General features: G+C 73.7%; 11 protein-coding genes. 8 read left to right on the forward strand and 3 right to left on the reverse strand.

The window, feature by feature from the left end; genetic code table 11:
• Nucleotides 1–81: 81 nt before the first annotated feature.
• Nucleotides 82–1,587, reverse strand: a complete 1,506-nt coding sequence (locus tag ACWEN6_RS00635; RefSeq protein WP_452568273.1) for an MFS transporter — start codon at nt 1,585–1,587, stop codon at nt 82–84.
• Between the two features lie 400 nt (nt 1,588–1,987).
• On the opposite strand from ACWEN6_RS00635, the gene ACWEN6_RS00640 reads away from it, so the two are divergent.
• From ACWEN6_RS00640 to ACWEN6_RS00670, 7 genes are all read left to right on the forward strand, one after another.
• A complete protein-coding gene (locus ACWEN6_RS00640; protein ID WP_452568274.1) occupies nt 1,988–3,850 on the forward strand; it encodes a tetratricopeptide repeat protein in 1,863 nt (620 codons plus the stop codon).
• A 193-nt stretch (nt 3,851–4,043) separates the two neighbouring features.
• Nucleotides 4,044–4,478, forward strand: coding sequence for a CBS domain-containing protein (locus ACWEN6_RS00645; protein ID WP_452568275.1), 435 nt, complete (start codon nt 4,044–4,046; stop codon nt 4,476–4,478).
• A 344-nt stretch (nt 4,479–4,822) separates the two neighbouring features.
• Nucleotides 4,823–7,036: an AAA family ATPase gene (locus ACWEN6_RS00650; RefSeq protein ID WP_452568276.1), complete on the forward strand. Its 2,214-nt coding sequence runs from the start codon at nt 4,823–4,825 to the stop codon at nt 7,034–7,036.
• A gap of 222 nt (nt 7,037–7,258) precedes the next feature.
• Entirely contained in the window at nt 7,259–8,245 is a 987-nt protein-coding gene (locus tag ACWEN6_RS00655) for an ABC transporter permease (RefSeq protein WP_452568277.1), read from the forward strand.
• A complete protein-coding gene (locus tag ACWEN6_RS00660) occupies nt 8,242–9,156 on the forward strand; it encodes an ABC transporter permease (RefSeq protein WP_452568278.1) in 915 nt (304 codons plus the stop codon). The genes ACWEN6_RS00655 and ACWEN6_RS00660 overlap by 4 nt, the downstream gene beginning before the upstream one ends.
• 164 nt (nt 9,157–9,320) lie before the next feature.
• Entirely contained in the window at nt 9,321–11,426 is a 2,106-nt protein-coding gene (locus tag ACWEN6_RS00665; RefSeq protein WP_452568515.1) for a dipeptide ABC transporter ATP-binding protein, read from the forward strand.
• Nucleotides 11,427–11,466: 40 nt separating this feature from the next.
• Nucleotides 11,467–13,176: an ABC transporter family substrate-binding protein gene (locus ACWEN6_RS00670; RefSeq protein ID WP_452568279.1), complete on the forward strand. Its 1,710-nt coding sequence runs from the start codon at nt 11,467–11,469 to the stop codon at nt 13,174–13,176.
• 39 nt (nt 13,177–13,215) lie between these two features.
• Here the strand turns inward: ACWEN6_RS00670 and ACWEN6_RS00675 are convergent, their stop codons facing one another.
• Together ACWEN6_RS00675 and ACWEN6_RS00680 are read right to left on the reverse strand one after the other, a co-directional pair.
• Nucleotides 13,216–15,093: a hypothetical protein gene (locus tag ACWEN6_RS00675; protein WP_452568280.1), complete on the reverse strand. Its 1,878-nt coding sequence runs from the start codon at nt 15,091–15,093 to the stop codon at nt 13,216–13,218.
• Between the two features lie 106 nt (nt 15,094–15,199).
• Entirely contained in the window at nt 15,200–15,526 is a 327-nt protein-coding gene (locus tag ACWEN6_RS00680; RefSeq protein WP_452568281.1) for a hypothetical protein, read from the reverse strand.
• A gap of 488 nt (nt 15,527–16,014) precedes the next feature.
• Here ACWEN6_RS00680 and ACWEN6_RS00685 point away from each other — a divergent pair.
• On the forward strand, nt 16,015–16,924 hold a 910-nt coding region (locus ACWEN6_RS00685), incomplete at its 3' end, for a PAS domain-containing protein (protein ID WP_452568282.1).

Here is a 16,924-nt window from a genome sequence, read left to right on the forward strand (position 1 = left end):
GACGGAACGCGGAAGCGGGCGCGGGACGGGGCGCGGGACGGCGGGGCCGTGGGCCGGTCGCCGGGTCGCGGGCCGGCCGGGTCAGAGGGGGATGCGTTCGCGGTCGGGGCCGGGGGCCGGGGAGGGACGGCGGGGGAGCAGGACCAGGGCGGTGATCGCGGTGACCGCCAGCAGGGCGACGCTCACCAGGATCGTGGAGTGCAGGGCGGTGACGAAGGCCGCGCGGGCGCCGTCCATGAGCGAGTCGCCCGCGGGCCCGCCCACCTCCCGGGCGACGTGCGCGGCCGAGGCCAGCGACTCCCTGGCCTGGCCCATGGCCGCCGGCGCCACCCCCGGCACGGCGGCCACGCCGGGCGCGTACACGATGGTGGTGACGGTGCCGAGGACGGCCACCCCGAGCCCGGCGCCGAGCTCGTAGGCGGTCTCCTCGATCGCCGCCGCGCCGCCGGCGCGTGACTCCGGCGCCGACGCCATGATCGTGTCGGAGGCGGCGAGCAGCGCGACCTCCACGCCGAAGCCGATGCCGGCGAAGCACACGCAGAGCATCACCGGATGCTGTTCTGCCCCCCAGAGGAGGGTCGGCGCCAGGGCCAGCCCGGCGAGGGCCAGGCCGCCCGTCATGGTGGCCCGCAGGCCGAACCGCTGCAGCAGGTGGGCCGCGCACAGGCCGCCCGCGATGGCGGCGATCATGAGGGGGAGCATGCGGGCCCCCGCCCGCAGCGGGCTGTCGCCGAGCACGAGCTGGAGGTACTGCGCCAGCATCAGCTGGAGCCCGACGAGGGAGAAGACGGCCAGCAGCACGCACAGGACGCCGATGGCGAAGCCGCGCTGGGAGAACAGCCCGATGTCCAGGAACGGCCGGGCCAGGCGGCGCTGGCGCGCGGTGAACCAGACCAGCAGTCCGACGCCGGCGATCATGATGGCGACCGCCGGGGCCGTCCCGACCGTCCCGCCGTGCCCCAGCTCCTTCAGCCCGAAGGCGAGGAACAGCACGCCCAGTGTGGACAGCGCGGCGCTCGGCGCGTCCCAGCCGTGGCCGGGGTCGCCGTCGGAGCGGGGCAGCAGGCGCGCGGCCAGTGGCAGCGCCACCACCAGCAGTGGGACGTTGATCAGGAAGACCGCGCCCCACCAGAAGTGCTCGACCAGGACGCCTCCGACCAGCGGGCCGAGGGCGGCGCCCCCGGCGGCGACCGCGCTCCAGACGCCGAGGGCGATGGCCCGCTCGCGGCGGTCGGTGAACACCTGCCGGATGATCGAGAGCGTGGCGGGCATGATCATCGCGCCGCCGACGCCGAGCAGCGCCCGCGACAGGATCAGTGCGAGCGGACCGCCCGAGAAGGCGGCCGCGAGCGACGCCGCGCCGAAGACGACATAACCGGCCAGCACGAACCGCCGCTTGCCGTACCTGTCGCCGAGCGTGCCGAAGGTCACCAGCAGCGGGGCGACGACCAGCGAGTACACGTCGATGATCCACAGCAGCTCGACCGCGGACGGCTCCAGGGCGGCGGTCAGGGCGGGGACGGCGATGTGCAGGACCGTGGCGTCCACGGCGATCAACAGGAGGCTGAAACAGAGCAACGCGAGCACCGACCACCGGTTCGCCTGATGGTCTATGGTCGTGCCTCTGGCACGGCTCCCTGGCCGGGTGCCCAGAACGGTCATTGATCAGCCGAAAGGTTCTCGCCCGCAGAACATGCGAGGCAGCTTAGGCCATCTCGGTTGATAGTTCAGCGGGTTGTGACAATGGCCCTGACTCACCGCGTCCTGGACCCCTGGTCGCCGAACGATTGCGGTGAAACGGTGGCTATTGGACTATGCCGACCTTCGCGACATTCCGCCCTGGAGGTGCCTCTGGGGTTGGTGATCAAGGTGGGGCGGCGCCGACCTCTCTAGAGAGCTATAGGTATATGTCCGGCATCTAGGCAATCGGTGATCCGCAACGGACCATGACGGCGTGGGGAACGCCAGCGAGTCAGATCCCTTACCGGTGCCATCCCCGCGAGATCGCTCCGATCCCCGCGCCTGGTGCGTCGTCGCCGTCGCCCGGCTGGCGCGCGACCTGCCCGAGGGAGCGCTGGAGGCCGCCGGCGAGGCGGTCGCGCGCGACCCCGACGGCGAGTGGGGGCATCGGCTGGTGAGTCTCGCCCATGAACGCCTCGGCCGCGACTCCGAGGCGGTCGTAGCGGCTCAGGACGCCGTCCGGCTCGCACCCGGCTCCTGGGCCGCACGGCTACGGCTCGGCTCGGCGCTGCGCAGGCTCCCCGGCCGATGGCGCGACGCCTGGAGCCAGGCCCAGCACGCCGTGCGCTTCGCCCCCGAGCAACCCGACCCGCACGTGCTGATCGGCGACCTCGCCCTGCTGCGCGGCGACCACCGGCAGGCCACCGCGGCCTACCACGCCGCGCTGCGCAGGGAGGAGGAGCACCCCGGGGCGCGGGTCAACCTCGGGCTCGCCCACCTGCGCTGGGGCCGCCCGCGCGACCACCACGACCCGGTGTGGAGCGTCGACCCCCGCGAGACCGGCCTGGCCCGCCGCGCCCTGGAGCTGTGGGCCAGGCAGGTGCGCCTGCTCCTGGCGCTCTGCCTCGCGGCCGTCGCCGTCCTCGCCTTCTGGTACGACCTGCGCGACCAGGCGCGCATCGGCGGCGCGGCGGTGCTGCTCCTCGCGGCCGCCGTCACCGTGCGGCGGGCCCGCCAGATCACGGTGTGGCGGTACGTGCCGGGCATGCTCGCCCGCGACCTGTGGCTGTGCGTCGCGGTGTCGGTGACGGTCCTCGCGGTCGCCGCGTACGCCGCCGCGCTGCTCACCCTGCCGGCGTGGACGCTCGCCGACGAGGTCGTCCCCCTGGTCGCGGCGGCCGGCGCGCCCGAGATGGTCCGCTGGGACGACGTCGTCGGCGGCTTCTGGGCAGGACTGTTCGGGCTGGTGCTGTTCAACGGGGTGGCGGTGACCAGCCTGCGCGCGTTCGCCGAGACCTGGCAGGGCCGGCCCGTGCGGGCGCTGGCCGAGTTCACCGCCGTCCCCCCCGAACGCGTCGGCCGGCGCGACACCGACGTGACCCTGTGGATCATCGCCGCCCGCCTGTGGTTCCTGGTGGTCCTGCTCGCCCTGCTGCCCGCGGTGGCGGCCGAGCCGCGCGCGGCGCTCGCCGGGGCCTGCGTGCCGATCGCCATGCTGTACGTGCGCCGGCGCGGCGGCCTGCGCTCGCGCCTGAGGGAGATCCTGCGCGAGGACCGGGGACTGGCGGTGGCGCTCACGTTCCTGCTCGCGGCGTCCGCCGCCCTGGTCTCGGCGGGCGCCGTGCCGGCCCTGGGCCTGCGGCCATCGGACGGGGCGTGGGCGTGGTGGTCGGTCGCCGCGGCGCTGGTCGTGGTGGTGCTCGCGTTCGCGGCGCGGGCCGCGCGGGCGTGGTGGCGGGGGTCGGCGGGGCCGTGGCGGGCCTCGCTGATCATGTGCGAGGGCTGCGGCCCCCGCCTGCCCGGGGACGCGGGCCCGTCGGTCGCGCTGAGCCCGGAGGTGCGGCGGGCGTTCACCTACTCCCGCGGCGTCGTGCTGTCCTACACCGACGCGGGCGGCCCCCGCACCCTCGCCGTCGGTGCGGTCACCTCGGTCACCCGGTCGGGGGAACTGCGCCTGATCGCCGCCGAGGACGCCTGGGCCGCGGCCGAGCGCGACCCGCGGGTGGCGGTCTTCGTGGCCGATCCGATCGGGCGGCGGTTCTGGACCGAGGTGCGCGGCATCGCCCTGGCCGACCCCGCCGAGAACGTGCTCCGGGTGACGCCCAAGCACGTCCTGGTCGGCGAGTACCCCGGCCGCCACGAGGCCAGGCCCGCTCCCCGGCGCCCGTGAGCCCACGGGGTCCCGACGCCGCAGGCGCCGTGACCTCGTGGGCGTCGCCGGCGTCCGCCCGGCTCGGGGCCGTCGGGGTGTTCGCGGGGGACGAAGTTTCCGTTAAGTTACCCGTGCGCAGGGTTGGGACGGTCTCGAGATCTGGACATATACCTACTTATAGGTAGAAATCCAGCATCCTTCGGGGGTACCGATGAGCACACCGCAAAGCGACAAGCGGGCTCAGGACGTCATGCACCCGGGCGCCCAGTGCGTCGGCGAGCACGACAGCCTGCGCACGGCCGCGCAGATGATGCGCGATCTCGCGGTGGGCGCGCTGCCCATCTGCGGGGAAGACGACCGGCTCAAGGGCATCATCACCGACAGGGACATCGTGGTGAAGTGCTGCGCCGAGGGCAAGGACCTCGACCGGACGACGACCGGCGAACTGGCCCACGGGCTGGTGTGGGTGTCCGCGGACAGCGACATCGAAGAAGCCCTGATGAAGATGGAGCAGCACCAGATCAAGCGCCTGCCCGTGATCGAGAACCACCGCATCGTCGGGATGATCAGCGAGGCCGACCTGGCGAAGGAACTGCCCGACAGCAAGCTCGCCGAGTTCGTGCACCGCCTCTACGCGGGAGCCTGACCGCCCCGCCCCGAGAACGCCCGGCCCCGGCCGGGCGGAAGGCCACCCGCGCGCCTCCGCCGGCGTGCCGTCGCGAGCACCGCGACGCGCCGACGGGGGCGCGCCGCCATGCGCGGGGGCGTGAACGCGGCGCGTCGTGGCGGGCACGGCGCGGGACGCGCGCTCGGGGCCCCGGTGCGGTATAACCGGGAGGCGACCGGGGAGGCAAAATGCGGGACTCCGACAGGGCCCGGCCGGCGGGGCGCGCCGCGGCCCGTGATGCGTTCGAGCACGTCCGGCTCCGTTATTTCCAGCTTTCCCGTGCTACGAGACGGGTCATCTTCGGCGCTGTCCTCATAGGCGCCATGGTGCTCGCCGTCTTCCTCGGCTGGTCGCCGTTCTCCACCTTCGCCACCACTCTGTTACTTCTCGGCTACGGCGAGCTGACGCTCCGCTATCCCCGCGCCGCCGCGACCGTCCTGGTCGTGGTGGCGTGGTCGTCCCTGATGATGGTCGCCGCCGAGTACGTCAGCCCGCACTCCCTGCTGCCCACCCTGTTCGTCCTGCTCGCCGTGCTGACCGGCGTGGCGGCCCACCTCATCAGGTGGGTGACGCCGTGGATCACCACCATGGCCGCCCTCGGCGCCGCCGCCCTCGTGAGCCTGGCCGTGGCCACCTTCTCGGCGGACGCCGCCACGTGGGCGGCGTACGGCGTCGCCGTGGCCGTGCTGGTCTACCGCCTGGTCCAGGCCCGGCAGGCGCGCAAGCGGCTGGCGGCGCCCCCCGAGGCCCCTGCGCAGGCGCGCCAGCGCGTGCGGGACGGAGCGGCCGAGCGTGACGGCGGCGCCGAGCGCTCGGCGCCGCCGCCGATCTCGGTCGACGACGCCCTCGGCGAGCTCGAGAGCATGATCGGCCTCGACCCGGTCAAAGAGCAGGTGCGCTCGATCGCGGCGTCCATCGAGGCCTCGCGGCTGCGCGCCGAGGCGGGGTACGCCTCCGAGCAGCCCATGCGCCACTTCGTGTTCCTCGGCCCGCCCGGCACCGGCAAGACCTCCGTGGCCCGCACGGTCGCCAAGATCTTCTACGCGTTCGGCCTGCTCGAGACCCCGTACGTCGTCGAGGCCCAGCGCGCCGACCTGGTCGGCGAGTACCTCGGCGCCACCGCGATCAAGACCAACGAGCTGATCGACCGGGCGCTCGGCGGCGTGCTGTTCATCGACGAGGCCTACAGCCTGGTCAACTCCGGGGAGGGCCAGCACGACCGATTCGGCGCCGAGGCCGTGCAGACCCTGCTCAAGCGCGCCGAGGACGACCGCGACCGGCTCATCGTCATCCTGGCGGGCTATGAGAAGGAGATGTCGGCCTTTCTGGCCTCCAACCCCGGTCTGTCGTCCCGGTTCTCCACCCGCGTCAACTTCCCCACCTACTCGCCGGCCGAGCTGGTCGGCATCGTCGAGCTGCTGCGCGCCCGGCGGGGCGAGCGGCTGCAGGCCGACGCCCCCGCGGCGCTGCACGGGCTGTTCGAGGACGTTCACCGGCGCGGCCTGATCGACGAACTGGGCAACGCCCGCTTCGCCCGCAGCCTGGTCGAGGCGGCGGCGCAGGCCCGCGACGTGCGCGTGGTCGGGGCCGGCGGCTCGCCCAGCCGCGATGACCTCCTCACCACCACCACGGCCGACCTGACCAAGGCGTTCAACGAGATCACCGCCCGGTTCCGCGGCTACCAGGCCACGCCGAGCCTCGCCGACGCCCTGGCCGACCTCGACCGCATGGCCGGCCTCGAGCCGGTCAAGCGCCAGGTGCGGGCCATCGCCGCGCAGTTGCGCGTCGCCCGCATGCGCCAGGAGCAGGGCCTGCCCGCGCCGCCGCAGATGCGGCACTTCGTGTTCGTCGGCCCGCCCGGCACCGGCAAGACCACCGTGGCCCGCGTGCTCGGCCGCGTCTTCGCCGCGCTCGGCCTGCTCTCGCGGCCCGACGTGGTCGAGGCCTCCCGCGCCGACCTGGTCGGCCAGCACCTCGGCGCCACCGCGATCAAGACCAACGAGCTGGTCGACCGGGCGCTCGGCGGCGTGCTGTTCATCGACGAGGCCTACAGCCTGGTCAACAGCGGCTACCAGGGCGGCGACGCCTTCGGCGCCGAGGCCGTGCAGACCCTGCTCAAGCGCGCCGAGGACGACCGCGACCGGCTGGTCGTCATCCTGGCCGGATACGCCTCCGAGATGGAGCGGCTCCTGGCCACCAACCCGGGCCTGGCCAGCAGGTTCAACCAGCGCGTGACGTTCCCCTCCTACAGCGCGGCCGAGCTCACCGAGATCGCGGCGCTGCTGGCGGAGGAGTCGGGCGACCGGTTCGACGACTCCGCGCGGCGCGACCTGGCCGAGGTGTTCGCGTGGGTCTGCGCCGAGGGCCTGATCGACGGTCTGGGCAACGGCCGCTTCGCCCGTTCGCTGTTCGAGCGGGCCGCGCTCGGCCGCGACGTCCGCCTCGCCGGGCGCGGCGGCACCGCCAGCGCCGAGGAGCTCACCACCATCACCAGCGCCGACGTGCGCACCGCCGTCGACGAGCTGGCCGACCGCTGATCCCCGCGGGCCTGCCCACGAGGCCCGCGTCCTCGGTTCACCGCCGCACGCGCGCCGTCCTGACGGCCCGCCCGCCGTGGCCCGCGGCCGACACCTGGTCCGATTGACGACTTTCTTGTCACCGGATGGTTACGCCATGTAGCAGGATGGGCACGGAGGGACGCGGAACATCCCTCACGGTGCGCGATCCGGCACGCCTCGGCAGTCGGCGGAAGGGGGGCGATGGCGGGATTCCTGCTTCGCCGGTTGGTGAACTACGCGGTGCTGATCGCCGTGGCCGCGAGCCTGGCGTACATGCTGGCCGCCGTCGCGCTGGACCCGCGGTCCAACTACGAGGGCCGCAACCCCCGGCCGCCCGCCGCGGTCATCGACGCCCGGCTCCGCGCGCACAACCTCGACGACCGCACCCCGCTCCTGGGGCGCTACCTCACCTGGGCCGGGGGAGTGCTGCACGGCGACCTCGGCCGCACCTGGAACGGCGACCCGGTCGGCGCCCAGCTCGGGCGGCGCCTCGGCGTGACGCTGCGGCTGGTGGTGCTCGGCCTGCTGCTCGGCAGCGTCGCCGGCGTGCTCGTCGGCGCCGCCGCGGCCGTCGGGCAGTACGGCTGGTTCGACCGGCTGTCCACCATCGCCGCCTTCACCGTGCTCGCGATCCCCACGGTCGTGCTCGCCAACATGCTGATCATCGGCGCCATCTGGCTGAACGACCACCTCGGCGCGCAGGTGTTCCTGGTCAGCGGCGAGGCCACGCCCGGCCTCGCGGGCGGCCCCGGCGCGGGGCTGCTCGACCGGGTCAAGCACCTGGCCCTGCCGACGCTCTCGCTCGCCGTCGGCCAGGTCGCCGTCTACAGCCGCTACCAGCGCAACATGATGCTCGACGTGCTGGAGGCCGACTTCGTCCGCACGGCGATGGCCAAGGGGCTGCGCAGGCGCACCGCCCTGGTGAAGCACGCCCTGCGCACGGCCCTCATCCCCGCCGCGACGTACTTCGCGTTCACCTTCGGCGCGCTGCTGGTCGGCGCCACCATCACCGAGTCGGTGTTCGGCTGGCACGGCATGGGCGAGGAGCTCGTGGCCTCCATCCGCACCAACGACGTCAACACCGTCGCGGCGATCAGCTGCTTCGCGGCGCTGGCCGTGCTGCTGGCCGCCCTGGCCTCCGACGTGCTGCACGCCGTCCTGGACCCGCGGGTGCGGGTGGGCCGATGACCACGACGCTGAGCGAGGAGGAGTTCGCCGAGGGGGAGGCCGGGGCCGGGCGGGTCCGCGCGCCCTCACGGGGCCGGGTGGTGGCCGGGCGGTTCTTCCGCACCAGGCAGGGCGCCGCGGGCTTCGCGCTGCTGGCGTCCATGTTCCTGCTCGCCTTCGCCGGGCCGCTGGCCTGCCCCTGGTCGGCCGGCGAGCTCGACTTCTCGGCCTTCATGCAGCCGCCCTCGCCCGGCCACTGGTTCGGCACCCTGCAGACCGGCGCGGACGTGTTCGCCGTCACCATGCGCGGCGCCCAGAAGTCGCTGGTCGTCGGCCTGCTCGTCGCCGTGCTCTCGACGGGTCTCGCGGCCTTCGCCGGCTCCTTCGCCGGCTACTTCCTCGGCTGGACCGACCGCACGCTCATGTGGGTGGCCGACCTGCTGCTGGTGCTGCCCGCGTTCCTGGTGCTCGCGGTCATGTCGCCGCTGTTTGCCGGCGGGCGGTGGATGCTCTTCGTCGTCATGCTCGCGCTGTTCCTGTGGATGGTCACCTCCAAGATCGTGCGCGGCATGACCCAGACGATCAAGGAACGCGAGTACGTCAAGGCGGCGCGGTTCATGGGCGTCCCGCCCCGCACCATCATCTTCCGGCACGTCATGCCGAACCTCGCGTCTCTGCTGATCGTGGACGCGACGCTGAACGTCAGCGCCGCCATCCTCACCGAGACGAGCCTGTCCTACTTCGGGTTCGGGGTTCAGCCGCCTGACGTCTCCCTCGGCGGCCTCATCGCCGACGGGTCCAAGACGGCGCTGTACGCGCCCTGGACGTTCTGGTTCGCGGCCGGCGGGCTGATCATCACGATCCTGTCGGTCAACCTGGTCGGCGACTCGCTGCGCGACGCGTTCGACCCCGGCGCGGGGAGGTCCACGTGAGCGGGCGGGCGCGGGGCGTGCGCGACGTGGAGCCCGCCATGCGAGAGCGGGCGCGGGGCGTGCGCGACGCTGAGCCCGCCGTGCGAGAGCGGGCGCGGCAGGCCGATGACGCCGAGCCCGCTCTGCGAGAGGGGGCGGGCCAGGCAGGCGAGGGCGAGCGGGCCGTGGACGACCCGGTCTCGCGGGCGCGCGAGGCGGAGCCCGCCGTGCACGACCCCGTCCTGCGCGTGCGCGACCTCCAGGTGGCCTTCGGCGGCGTGCGGGCGGTGCGCGGCGTCGGGTTCCACGTCGGGGCCGGCGAGGTGCTGGGCATCGTGGGGGAGTCCGGCGCGGGCAAGTCCGCCGCGTGCCTGGCGGTGATGGGCCTGCTGCCCCGCCACGCCACGGTGTCCGGCTCGGTGCTGCTGCACGGCCGCGAGCTGCTCGGCGTCCCCGAGAAGCGCCTGGCGGCCTACCGGGGCCGGGCGATCTCGATGGTCTTCCAGGATCCGCTGTCGGCCATGACGCCCGTCTACCGCGTGGGCGACCAGATCGCCGAGGCCGTGCGCGTCCACCAGCGGGTGAGCCGCCGGCAGGCGGCCGACCGGGCCGTCGAGCTGCTCGACCTGGTGGGCATCCCCCACCCCCGGCGGCGGGCAAGGGCGTTCCCGCACGAGTTCTCCGGCGGCATGCGGCAGCGGGCGATGATCGCGATGGCGATCGCCAACGACCCCGACGTCGTCATCTGCGACGAGCCGACCACCGCCCTGGACGTCACCATCCAGGCCCAGGTGCTGGAGGTCCTCAAGAAGGCCCAGCGCGAGACCGGCGCCGCCATCGTGCTGATCACCCACGACCTCGGGGTCGTCGCCGGCTTCGCCGACCGGGTGCTGGTCATGTACGCCGGGCGCGAGGCCGAGTCCGGCACCGTCCGCGACGTCTACCACCGCTCCCGCATGCCGTACACCATCGGCCTGCTCGGCTCGGTGCCGCGCCTCGACGCGGGTGAGCGGCTGCCGCTGACCCCGATCGACGGCGCGCCGCCCTGCCCGTCCCGGTTGCCGCCCGGCTGCCCGTTCGAGCCGCGCTGCCCGATGGCGGTCGCCGCGTGCGCGCGGAGCGAGCCCGCGCCGGCGCAGGTGGCCCCCGGGCACCGCGCGGCCTGCCACCGCTCCGGCGACCTCGACGGGACCTCCGGCGCCCCGCTCGTGAAGGCCGCGGCCCGGCCCGCGGCGGGCGACGCCGCCCCCGCGCGCGTCGAGGCCGCGCCGGCGGAGCCGCGAGAGAGGCGGGCCGCGGTGCTGGAGGTCGCCGGGCTGGTCAAGCACCACCCCCTGATGAAGGGTGCCGTGTTCCGGCGCCGGGTCGGCACCGTCCGGGCCGTCGACGGCATCGGCTTCGACATCCGCGAGGGCGAGACGCTCGGCCTGGTGGGGGAGTCCGGATGCGGCAAGACCACGGCGCTGATGGAGATCCTCGAACTGTCCCGTCCCGAGGCGGGCCGCGTCGCGGTGTTCGGCCGCGACACCGCGACGCTCACCCCGCGCGACCGCATGGCCGTCCGGCGGCGCCTGCAGGTCGTCTTCCAGGATCCCCTGGCCTCCCTCGACCCGCGCATGACCGTCCACGACATCGTGGCCGAGCCGCTGGTCACCCACGGTCACCGCGACACCGGCCCACGGGTGCGGCGCCTGCTCGGGCTCGTCGGCCTCGACCCCGCCGACGCCGCCCGCTACCCGCAGCACTTCTCCGGCGGTCAGCGCCAGCGGGTCGCCATCGCCCGCGCCTTGGCCCTTTCGCCCCGCCTGGTCGTGCTGGACGAGCCGGTGTCCGCGCTGGACGTGTCGGTCCAGGCGGGGGTGCTCAACCTGCTGTCCGGACTCGGGCGGCGCCTCGGGCTGTCCTACCTCTTCGTGGCCCACGACCTGGCCGTCGTCCGGCACATCGCCGACCGCGTGGCCGTCATGTACCTCGGCCGCATCGCCGAGATCGGCCGGGTCGAGCGGGTCTACGGCAGCCCGGCGCACCCCTACACCCAGGCCCTGCTGTCCGCCGTCCCCATCCCCGACCCCGACAAGGAGCGCCGGCGCCGCCGGATCCTGCTGGAAGGCGACCTCCCCAGTCCCGCCGACCCCCCGTCGGGCTGCCGGTTCCGCACCCGCTGCCCGAAGTTCGCGACCCTCGCCGGCCCGGCGCGGGAGCGCTGCGTCGAGGAGGAGCCCGAGGTCCGCCCGGTGGAGGGCGACCACGGGGCCGCGTGCCACCACGCGGAGAGGCTGGGCGTCGTCTGAGGCGGCGCCGGTATCGAGAGCTTGTAGATCGGGAGGAAACGTGACAACAGTCCGCAGGCGGGCGCTGGCCGCCGCCCTGGCCGTCGCCGTGCCGCTCACGGCCGCGTCCTGCGGGGGCGGCGCGGACGGCGGCCACCGCGCCGCCGGGGGCGCGCCCGCGTCCGTGAAGGCCTTCGACGTCAACCCGGTGCCCCGCGAGCGGGTGAAGGACGGCGGCACCCTGCACTGGGGGCTCACCGAGTTCCCCACCCAGTGGAACATCAACCACGTCGACGGCAACCTGGCCGAGGTCAAGAAGGTCGTCGACGCGCTCATGCCCGCCGCCTTCCGCGCCGACGAGAACGCCACGCCCACCCCGAACACCGACTACGTCACCGACGCCCGGGTCACCGCGACCAACCCCCGCCAGGTGGTCACCTACACCCTCAACCGCCGGGCCCGCTGGTCCGACGGCCGGCCGATCACCTGGCAGGACTACGAGGCCCAGTGGAAGGCCATGAACGGCCGCAACCCCGATTTCCACGTCGCCTCGACGACCGGCTACCAGGACATCGCGAGCGTCGCCCGGGGCAAGGACGACTACGAGGTGCAGGTCACCTTCCAGACGCCCTTCTCAGAGTGGCAGTCGCTGTTCTGGCCGCTGTATCCGAAGTCGGCCGACGCGACGCCGGACGCCTTCAACACCGGCTGGCTGAACCGCGTGCCGGTGACCGCCGGGCCGTTCAGATTTCAGGCGTTCGACCTGACCGCCAAGACGATCACGATCGTCCGCGACGACCGGTGGTGGGGCGGGCGCGCCAAGCTCGACAAGATCATCTACCGGTCGCTGGCCACCGACTCCCTCGTCGGGGCGTTCACCAACGGTGAGCTGGACGTCTTTGACGTCGGCCCGTCCGCGCCCGACCTCGCCAGGGCGGCGCAGGCCAGGGGCGCGGTCATCCGCCAGGCCGCGGGGCCCGACTTCCGGCACCTCACCCTCAACGCCGAGAGCCCCGCGCTTTCGGACGCCCGGGTGCGCCAGGCCATCGTCCTCGGCCTGGACCGCTCGGCGATCACCCGGTCCGACCTGCAGGGCCTCGGCTGGAAGGGCACGCCGCTGCAGAACCACCTGTTCATGAACACCCAGGTCGGCTACCAGGACAACTCCGGTGAACTCGGCGCCTTCGACCCGGCCAAGGCCGAGCGCCTGCTGGACGCCGCGGGCTGGCGCAGGGCGAGCCCGACCCGGCGAAAGGACGGCAAGGAGCTCGCGGTGCGCTTCGTCATCCCCTCCGGGCTGCAGCTCAGCAAGTCGGAGGCCGAGCTCGCCCAGGCCATGCTGCGCCGCATCGGGGTGACGGTCACCATCCAGTCGGTGCCGAGCGACGACTTCTTCTCCAAGTACGTCATCCCCGGCAACTTCGACATCGCGCCGTTCTCCTACATCGGCACGCCGTTCCCGATCTCCAGCAGCTACGCCACCTACGCCGACCGCACCAGGGCCTCCGACGGCAAGGCGCGCTGGAACGCCAACTTCGGCAGGTCGGGCAGCCCCGAGATCGACGCCGCGATGCGCCGGGCGTCCTCCGACCTCAACCCGGTGCGGGCGCGCCGCGACGCCAACGAGGCCGACAAGCTGATCTGGCGCGAGGTCAACGTGCTGCCGCTCTACCAGCGCCCCCAGAACTGGGGGGTCAAGGCGACCCTGGCCAACATCGGCGCCCCGGGCTTCTACACCCTCAGGTACGCCGACATCGGCTTCACGCGCTGATCGCCCCGTCCCGGCCCCCGAGGCCGGGACACACCTCGGTCAGGCGGGCGGTTCGTCGGGGATGTCGGCGATGTCGTCCAGGGCGGCGGCCAGCTCGTCGGGGTGGTCGCCGATGCGCTCGGCGATCTCCATCAGGACGTGCAGCACGTCGTGCCGGTCGTGCCCGAGGTCGAGCAGGCGCTGCGCGGCCTCCCACAGCTGCTCGGGCTCGCCGTCCCACAGCCGCTTGGCGATCTCCTCGTGCCAGGCCAGGTGCTCGGCGAAGTCCGGGCGGTCGCGCTCGTCGGCGTGGTCGATCTCCAGCAGGATGCGGCGGTCGGCGTCCTCCGAGGGCCGCAGCCGCCACAGCTCGACGTCGCCGTGCGTGCCCTCCAGGAACGGGAAGGCGAAGGCCCGCCGCGCCAGGGCCGAAAGGTCGCCGTCGGGCAGGAGACGTTCCACGAGGGAGCGGTCCAGGCCGAAGGTCGTCGGGTCGCGGTAGGCCTCGGTGAAGCGCCCCGTGGCCTCCCAGACGGCGTCCAGCGTCGCCCGCACGCCCTCCTCGGGAAGGCCGGTCCTGGCGGCGGCGAAGCGCACCCACGACAGCAGGACGTGCGGCATGGCCTCCTGCTCGGCCGGGCTGAGCAGCACCTTGCGCGGCAGCCAGTCGAGCAGGAAGGTCTCGCACTTGGTGGGGCTGACCCGCAGCGGGCGGTTGAAGTCCTCGTCGCAGCCGTAGTCGATGATGTGGTCGGCGCACCGGGAGGCGGCCGAGGGGTCCGACAGGTGCTCGGCGGCGTCGGAGGCCAGGAACTCCGCCGCCAGCATCGCCCGGCGGTCGCGGCTGTAGGGCGCCTCGCTGAGCAGCGGGGCGGGGCGCTTGCGGCCCGGGGGCAGCGCCTTGATGCGGGCCCTGGCGAAGGCGTGGAAGGCGCTGTAGCCGTCGCTGACGAGCTTCGGGCCCTTGCGGCGGCCCAGGGACCCGGCGGTGGCCTTCATCGCGAACTCCAGCAGCGCCCTGGCCTGCTGCGGCTCGATCTCCTCGAACGACAGCATCGGATTGCCCGCGGCCTCGACGGCGGCTTTGCGCAGCAGCTCGTCCACGTGGGAGGAGACCCAGGCGTCGCGGGCCATGCCGCGCATGTTGTAGTCGACGACCACCACCAGCGCGTGGGCGTCCTCGGGATGCTCCACCGGAGGGGCCGGCGCCTGCGGCGCGGTCGCGGCGTCCTGGCCGGAGGAGGCGACCGCCCCGTGGCCGGCCGTCGCCTGGCCGGCGGCCTCCTGGGCGGCGGTCTCCTGAGTGGCCGGCGCCCCCTGCGCGGCGGGTGCCTCCTGGGCGGCGGCGCCCGTGCTCTGGGCGGCGGACGCCCCGTGGGCGGCGGCGCCCGTGCCCTGGGACGAGCCGGCCGGGGCCGCGGCGCCGTGGGAGGAGGCGTGGGCGGAGACGGCGGCGGAGGCGGCGCTGTCGCGGCCCTGGAAGGCCGGAGGGGCCCCGCGGTAGGCGAAGGTGCACACCACGGTGTCCTGGTCGCCGTAGGCGTCCCTGGAGACGTAACAGCCGCGCGGTTTGACCGCTCCAACGCGCTCGGCCCAGCGGGGCCGGGCGACGTCGGACTCCATGAGCGCCAGCGCGGCGCCCTCGGCCTTGGCGGCCTGACGGGCGGTGCCGAGATAGGCGACGGCGACCAGCAACGTGAGGGCGGCGGGCGTGCCGGCCTTCGCGGCGTAGTCGACCAGCCCCTCGCCGAGGAACTCCTCCACGTCGCCCCGGCGCAGCCTGCGGCCCCACCAGGCGCCCAGCATGTCGGAGACCATCAGCTCGGCGTCCAGAGGACTGCGGACGGCGAGCAGTTCGCGGGCCGCCGTAAGCATTTCCGCGAACACGTCGTCCGGCGGCTGGGTCCCCCGGGGGTCTCGTCGTCGTCGGCGGCTCACGCCCTTACCTTCTCGCATTCCGCGCCCGAAAGGTGCACGGAACGCGCCCTGGTGACCCCGCTGTTACAGTCAGGGCCGCGTTGTCACCCCGCCGAGCCGGCGAAGGTCATCCGCGGGGCTCGTGCGCGCCGCTCGGCGGGCGGTCGGTCAGCGGCACCGAGCTCGCCACCGCCAGCAGATGCTCGCGGGCGATGCGCTCGACGACGGCCGTGGTGACATCGACGCCGAGATGCGCGGCGCACGCCTCGACGTCCTCCACACAGCGGTCAACGACCTCGACGGGCACTCCGAGGAACTCGTCCTGGAGACGGGCACTGACGGCGGTTTCGTCCCCCGACGCGGGAGAACGGGGCTCACGCGGTGCGGTCGCCTGTGAGCCGGTCCCCCGCCGGTCGGCGGTCCCTTCGGTGAAACGCGTTGCTAGAGCAGGCATGGGCGGTTTCGCATCCTCCGATGAGCCGGGGGACATCCATCCCCCGGACCAGTGCTCTGAGGGGGCGTGCGGTTCCCATTCCACCCTTTCTCGCGATGGTGTCAACCCCTGCCGCCGTAAGGGTTCGGCACATCGGGCACCCCGGAGCCGCTCCTGTGGGAAGCTGTCTTCGAAACGCGTCCGGTCCCGGGCGCGCCATGTGCCGTCGCGGCGCCTCGCGCCGCCGTCAGGGTCGCGGATGCCGGAGGGGTGGAGGCTTGGCCGAGGTGCTGCGGACCGACCAGGCCACGATGCGCGTGGTGAGAAAGTCGGCCGATCTTGCTGCACACCGCGGCGCGTTTTTGACAGGATGCGTTGACCGCATCGCGGCCGGGGCTTCCGTCCGCGCGTGCCCATCGCCGATGATGTAGTGCAGATTCCGCGCTACCAATCACAGTTATGGAGATGTGCCTCGTGGGAGACCCTGGCACGCGACGGAGGTGCCGACCATGAGCGCCGAAACCTCCGTGCCCCGTCCCCGGGAGTCGGGTGTGGACATCTCAGACCCCGCCCTGTTCGCAGGCCTGCTGGCGGAGGCCCCGTTCGCTTTCGCGTTCTTCGACGCCACCGGCAGGATCCAGCGGGTCAACCAGAGTTTCGCCGACGCCAGCGGCGTGGCCGCCGAGGAGCACGTCGGCCGGTTGGCGTCCGAGATCGTCGCCGCCGACCTGTCGGCCCTCATCGAGGCCGCCCTGCGCAGGGTCGTCCAGGAGCACCGCGCCGTCGTCCACGACGACCAGCGCTACCGCAGCATGTCGGCCACCGGTGAGCTCCGCCACTGGAGTTTGTCGTTCTACCCGATCCACGGCGACAAGGGGGCGCTCGCCGGGGTCGCGATGTTCGGCGTGGACGTCACCGAGCGCCAGCTCGCCGAGGAGGAGTTGCGCCGCAGCGAGGAGCGCTACCGCTCGCTGGTGGAGTCCCAGCAGCAGCTCGTGTGGATCGCCTCGCCCACCGGGGCCGTCGTCGACGACGCCCCGCAGTGGCGGGCCATCACCGGCCAGAGCCTGGAGGAGTACCTCGCCTACGGCTGGCTGGAGGCCGTTCATCCCGACGACCGGCCGGCCGCCGAGGAGGCCTGGCGCGAGGCCCTGCGCGGCCGCACCCTGTTCGAGTGGAGCTACCGCGTCCGCACCCGGGCCAGCGGCTACCGCCACTTCGAGGTGCGCGCCGTCCCGATCATCCGGCACGGCCGGGTCGTCGAGTGGGTGGGCGCCAACAGCGACGTGACGCCGCAGCGCGAGGCCGAGGAGATGCGGGGACGGTTGACCGACCAGCTCGGCGCCGCCGCCCTGCGCACCGCGCGCCTGCAGGGCGCCACCGCCCAGCTCGCCGAGGCCCTCACGGTCGAGCAGGTCG

The organism is Sphaerisporangium sp. NPDC004334 (genome assembly GCF_053602655.1).

Coding starts and splice junctions, on each gene's coding strand:
- ACWEN6_RS00645 (WP_452568275.1), top strand. CDS start 4,044: ATGAGCACACCGCAAAGCGACAAGCGGGCTCAGGACGTCATGCACCCG.
- ACWEN6_RS00650 (WP_452568276.1), top strand. CDS start 4,823: ATGGTGCTCGCCGTCTTCCTCGGCTGGTCGCCGTTCTCCACCTTCGCC.
- ACWEN6_RS00655 (WP_452568277.1), top strand. CDS start 7,259: ATGGCGGGATTCCTGCTTCGCCGGTTGGTGAACTACGCGGTGCTGATC.
- ACWEN6_RS00660 (WP_452568278.1), top strand. CDS start 8,242: ATGACCACGACGCTGAGCGAGGAGGAGTTCGCCGAGGGGGAGGCCGGG.
- ACWEN6_RS00680 (WP_452568281.1), bottom strand. CDS start 15,526: ATGCCTGCTCTAGCAACGCGTTTCACCGAAGGGACCGCCGACCGGCGG.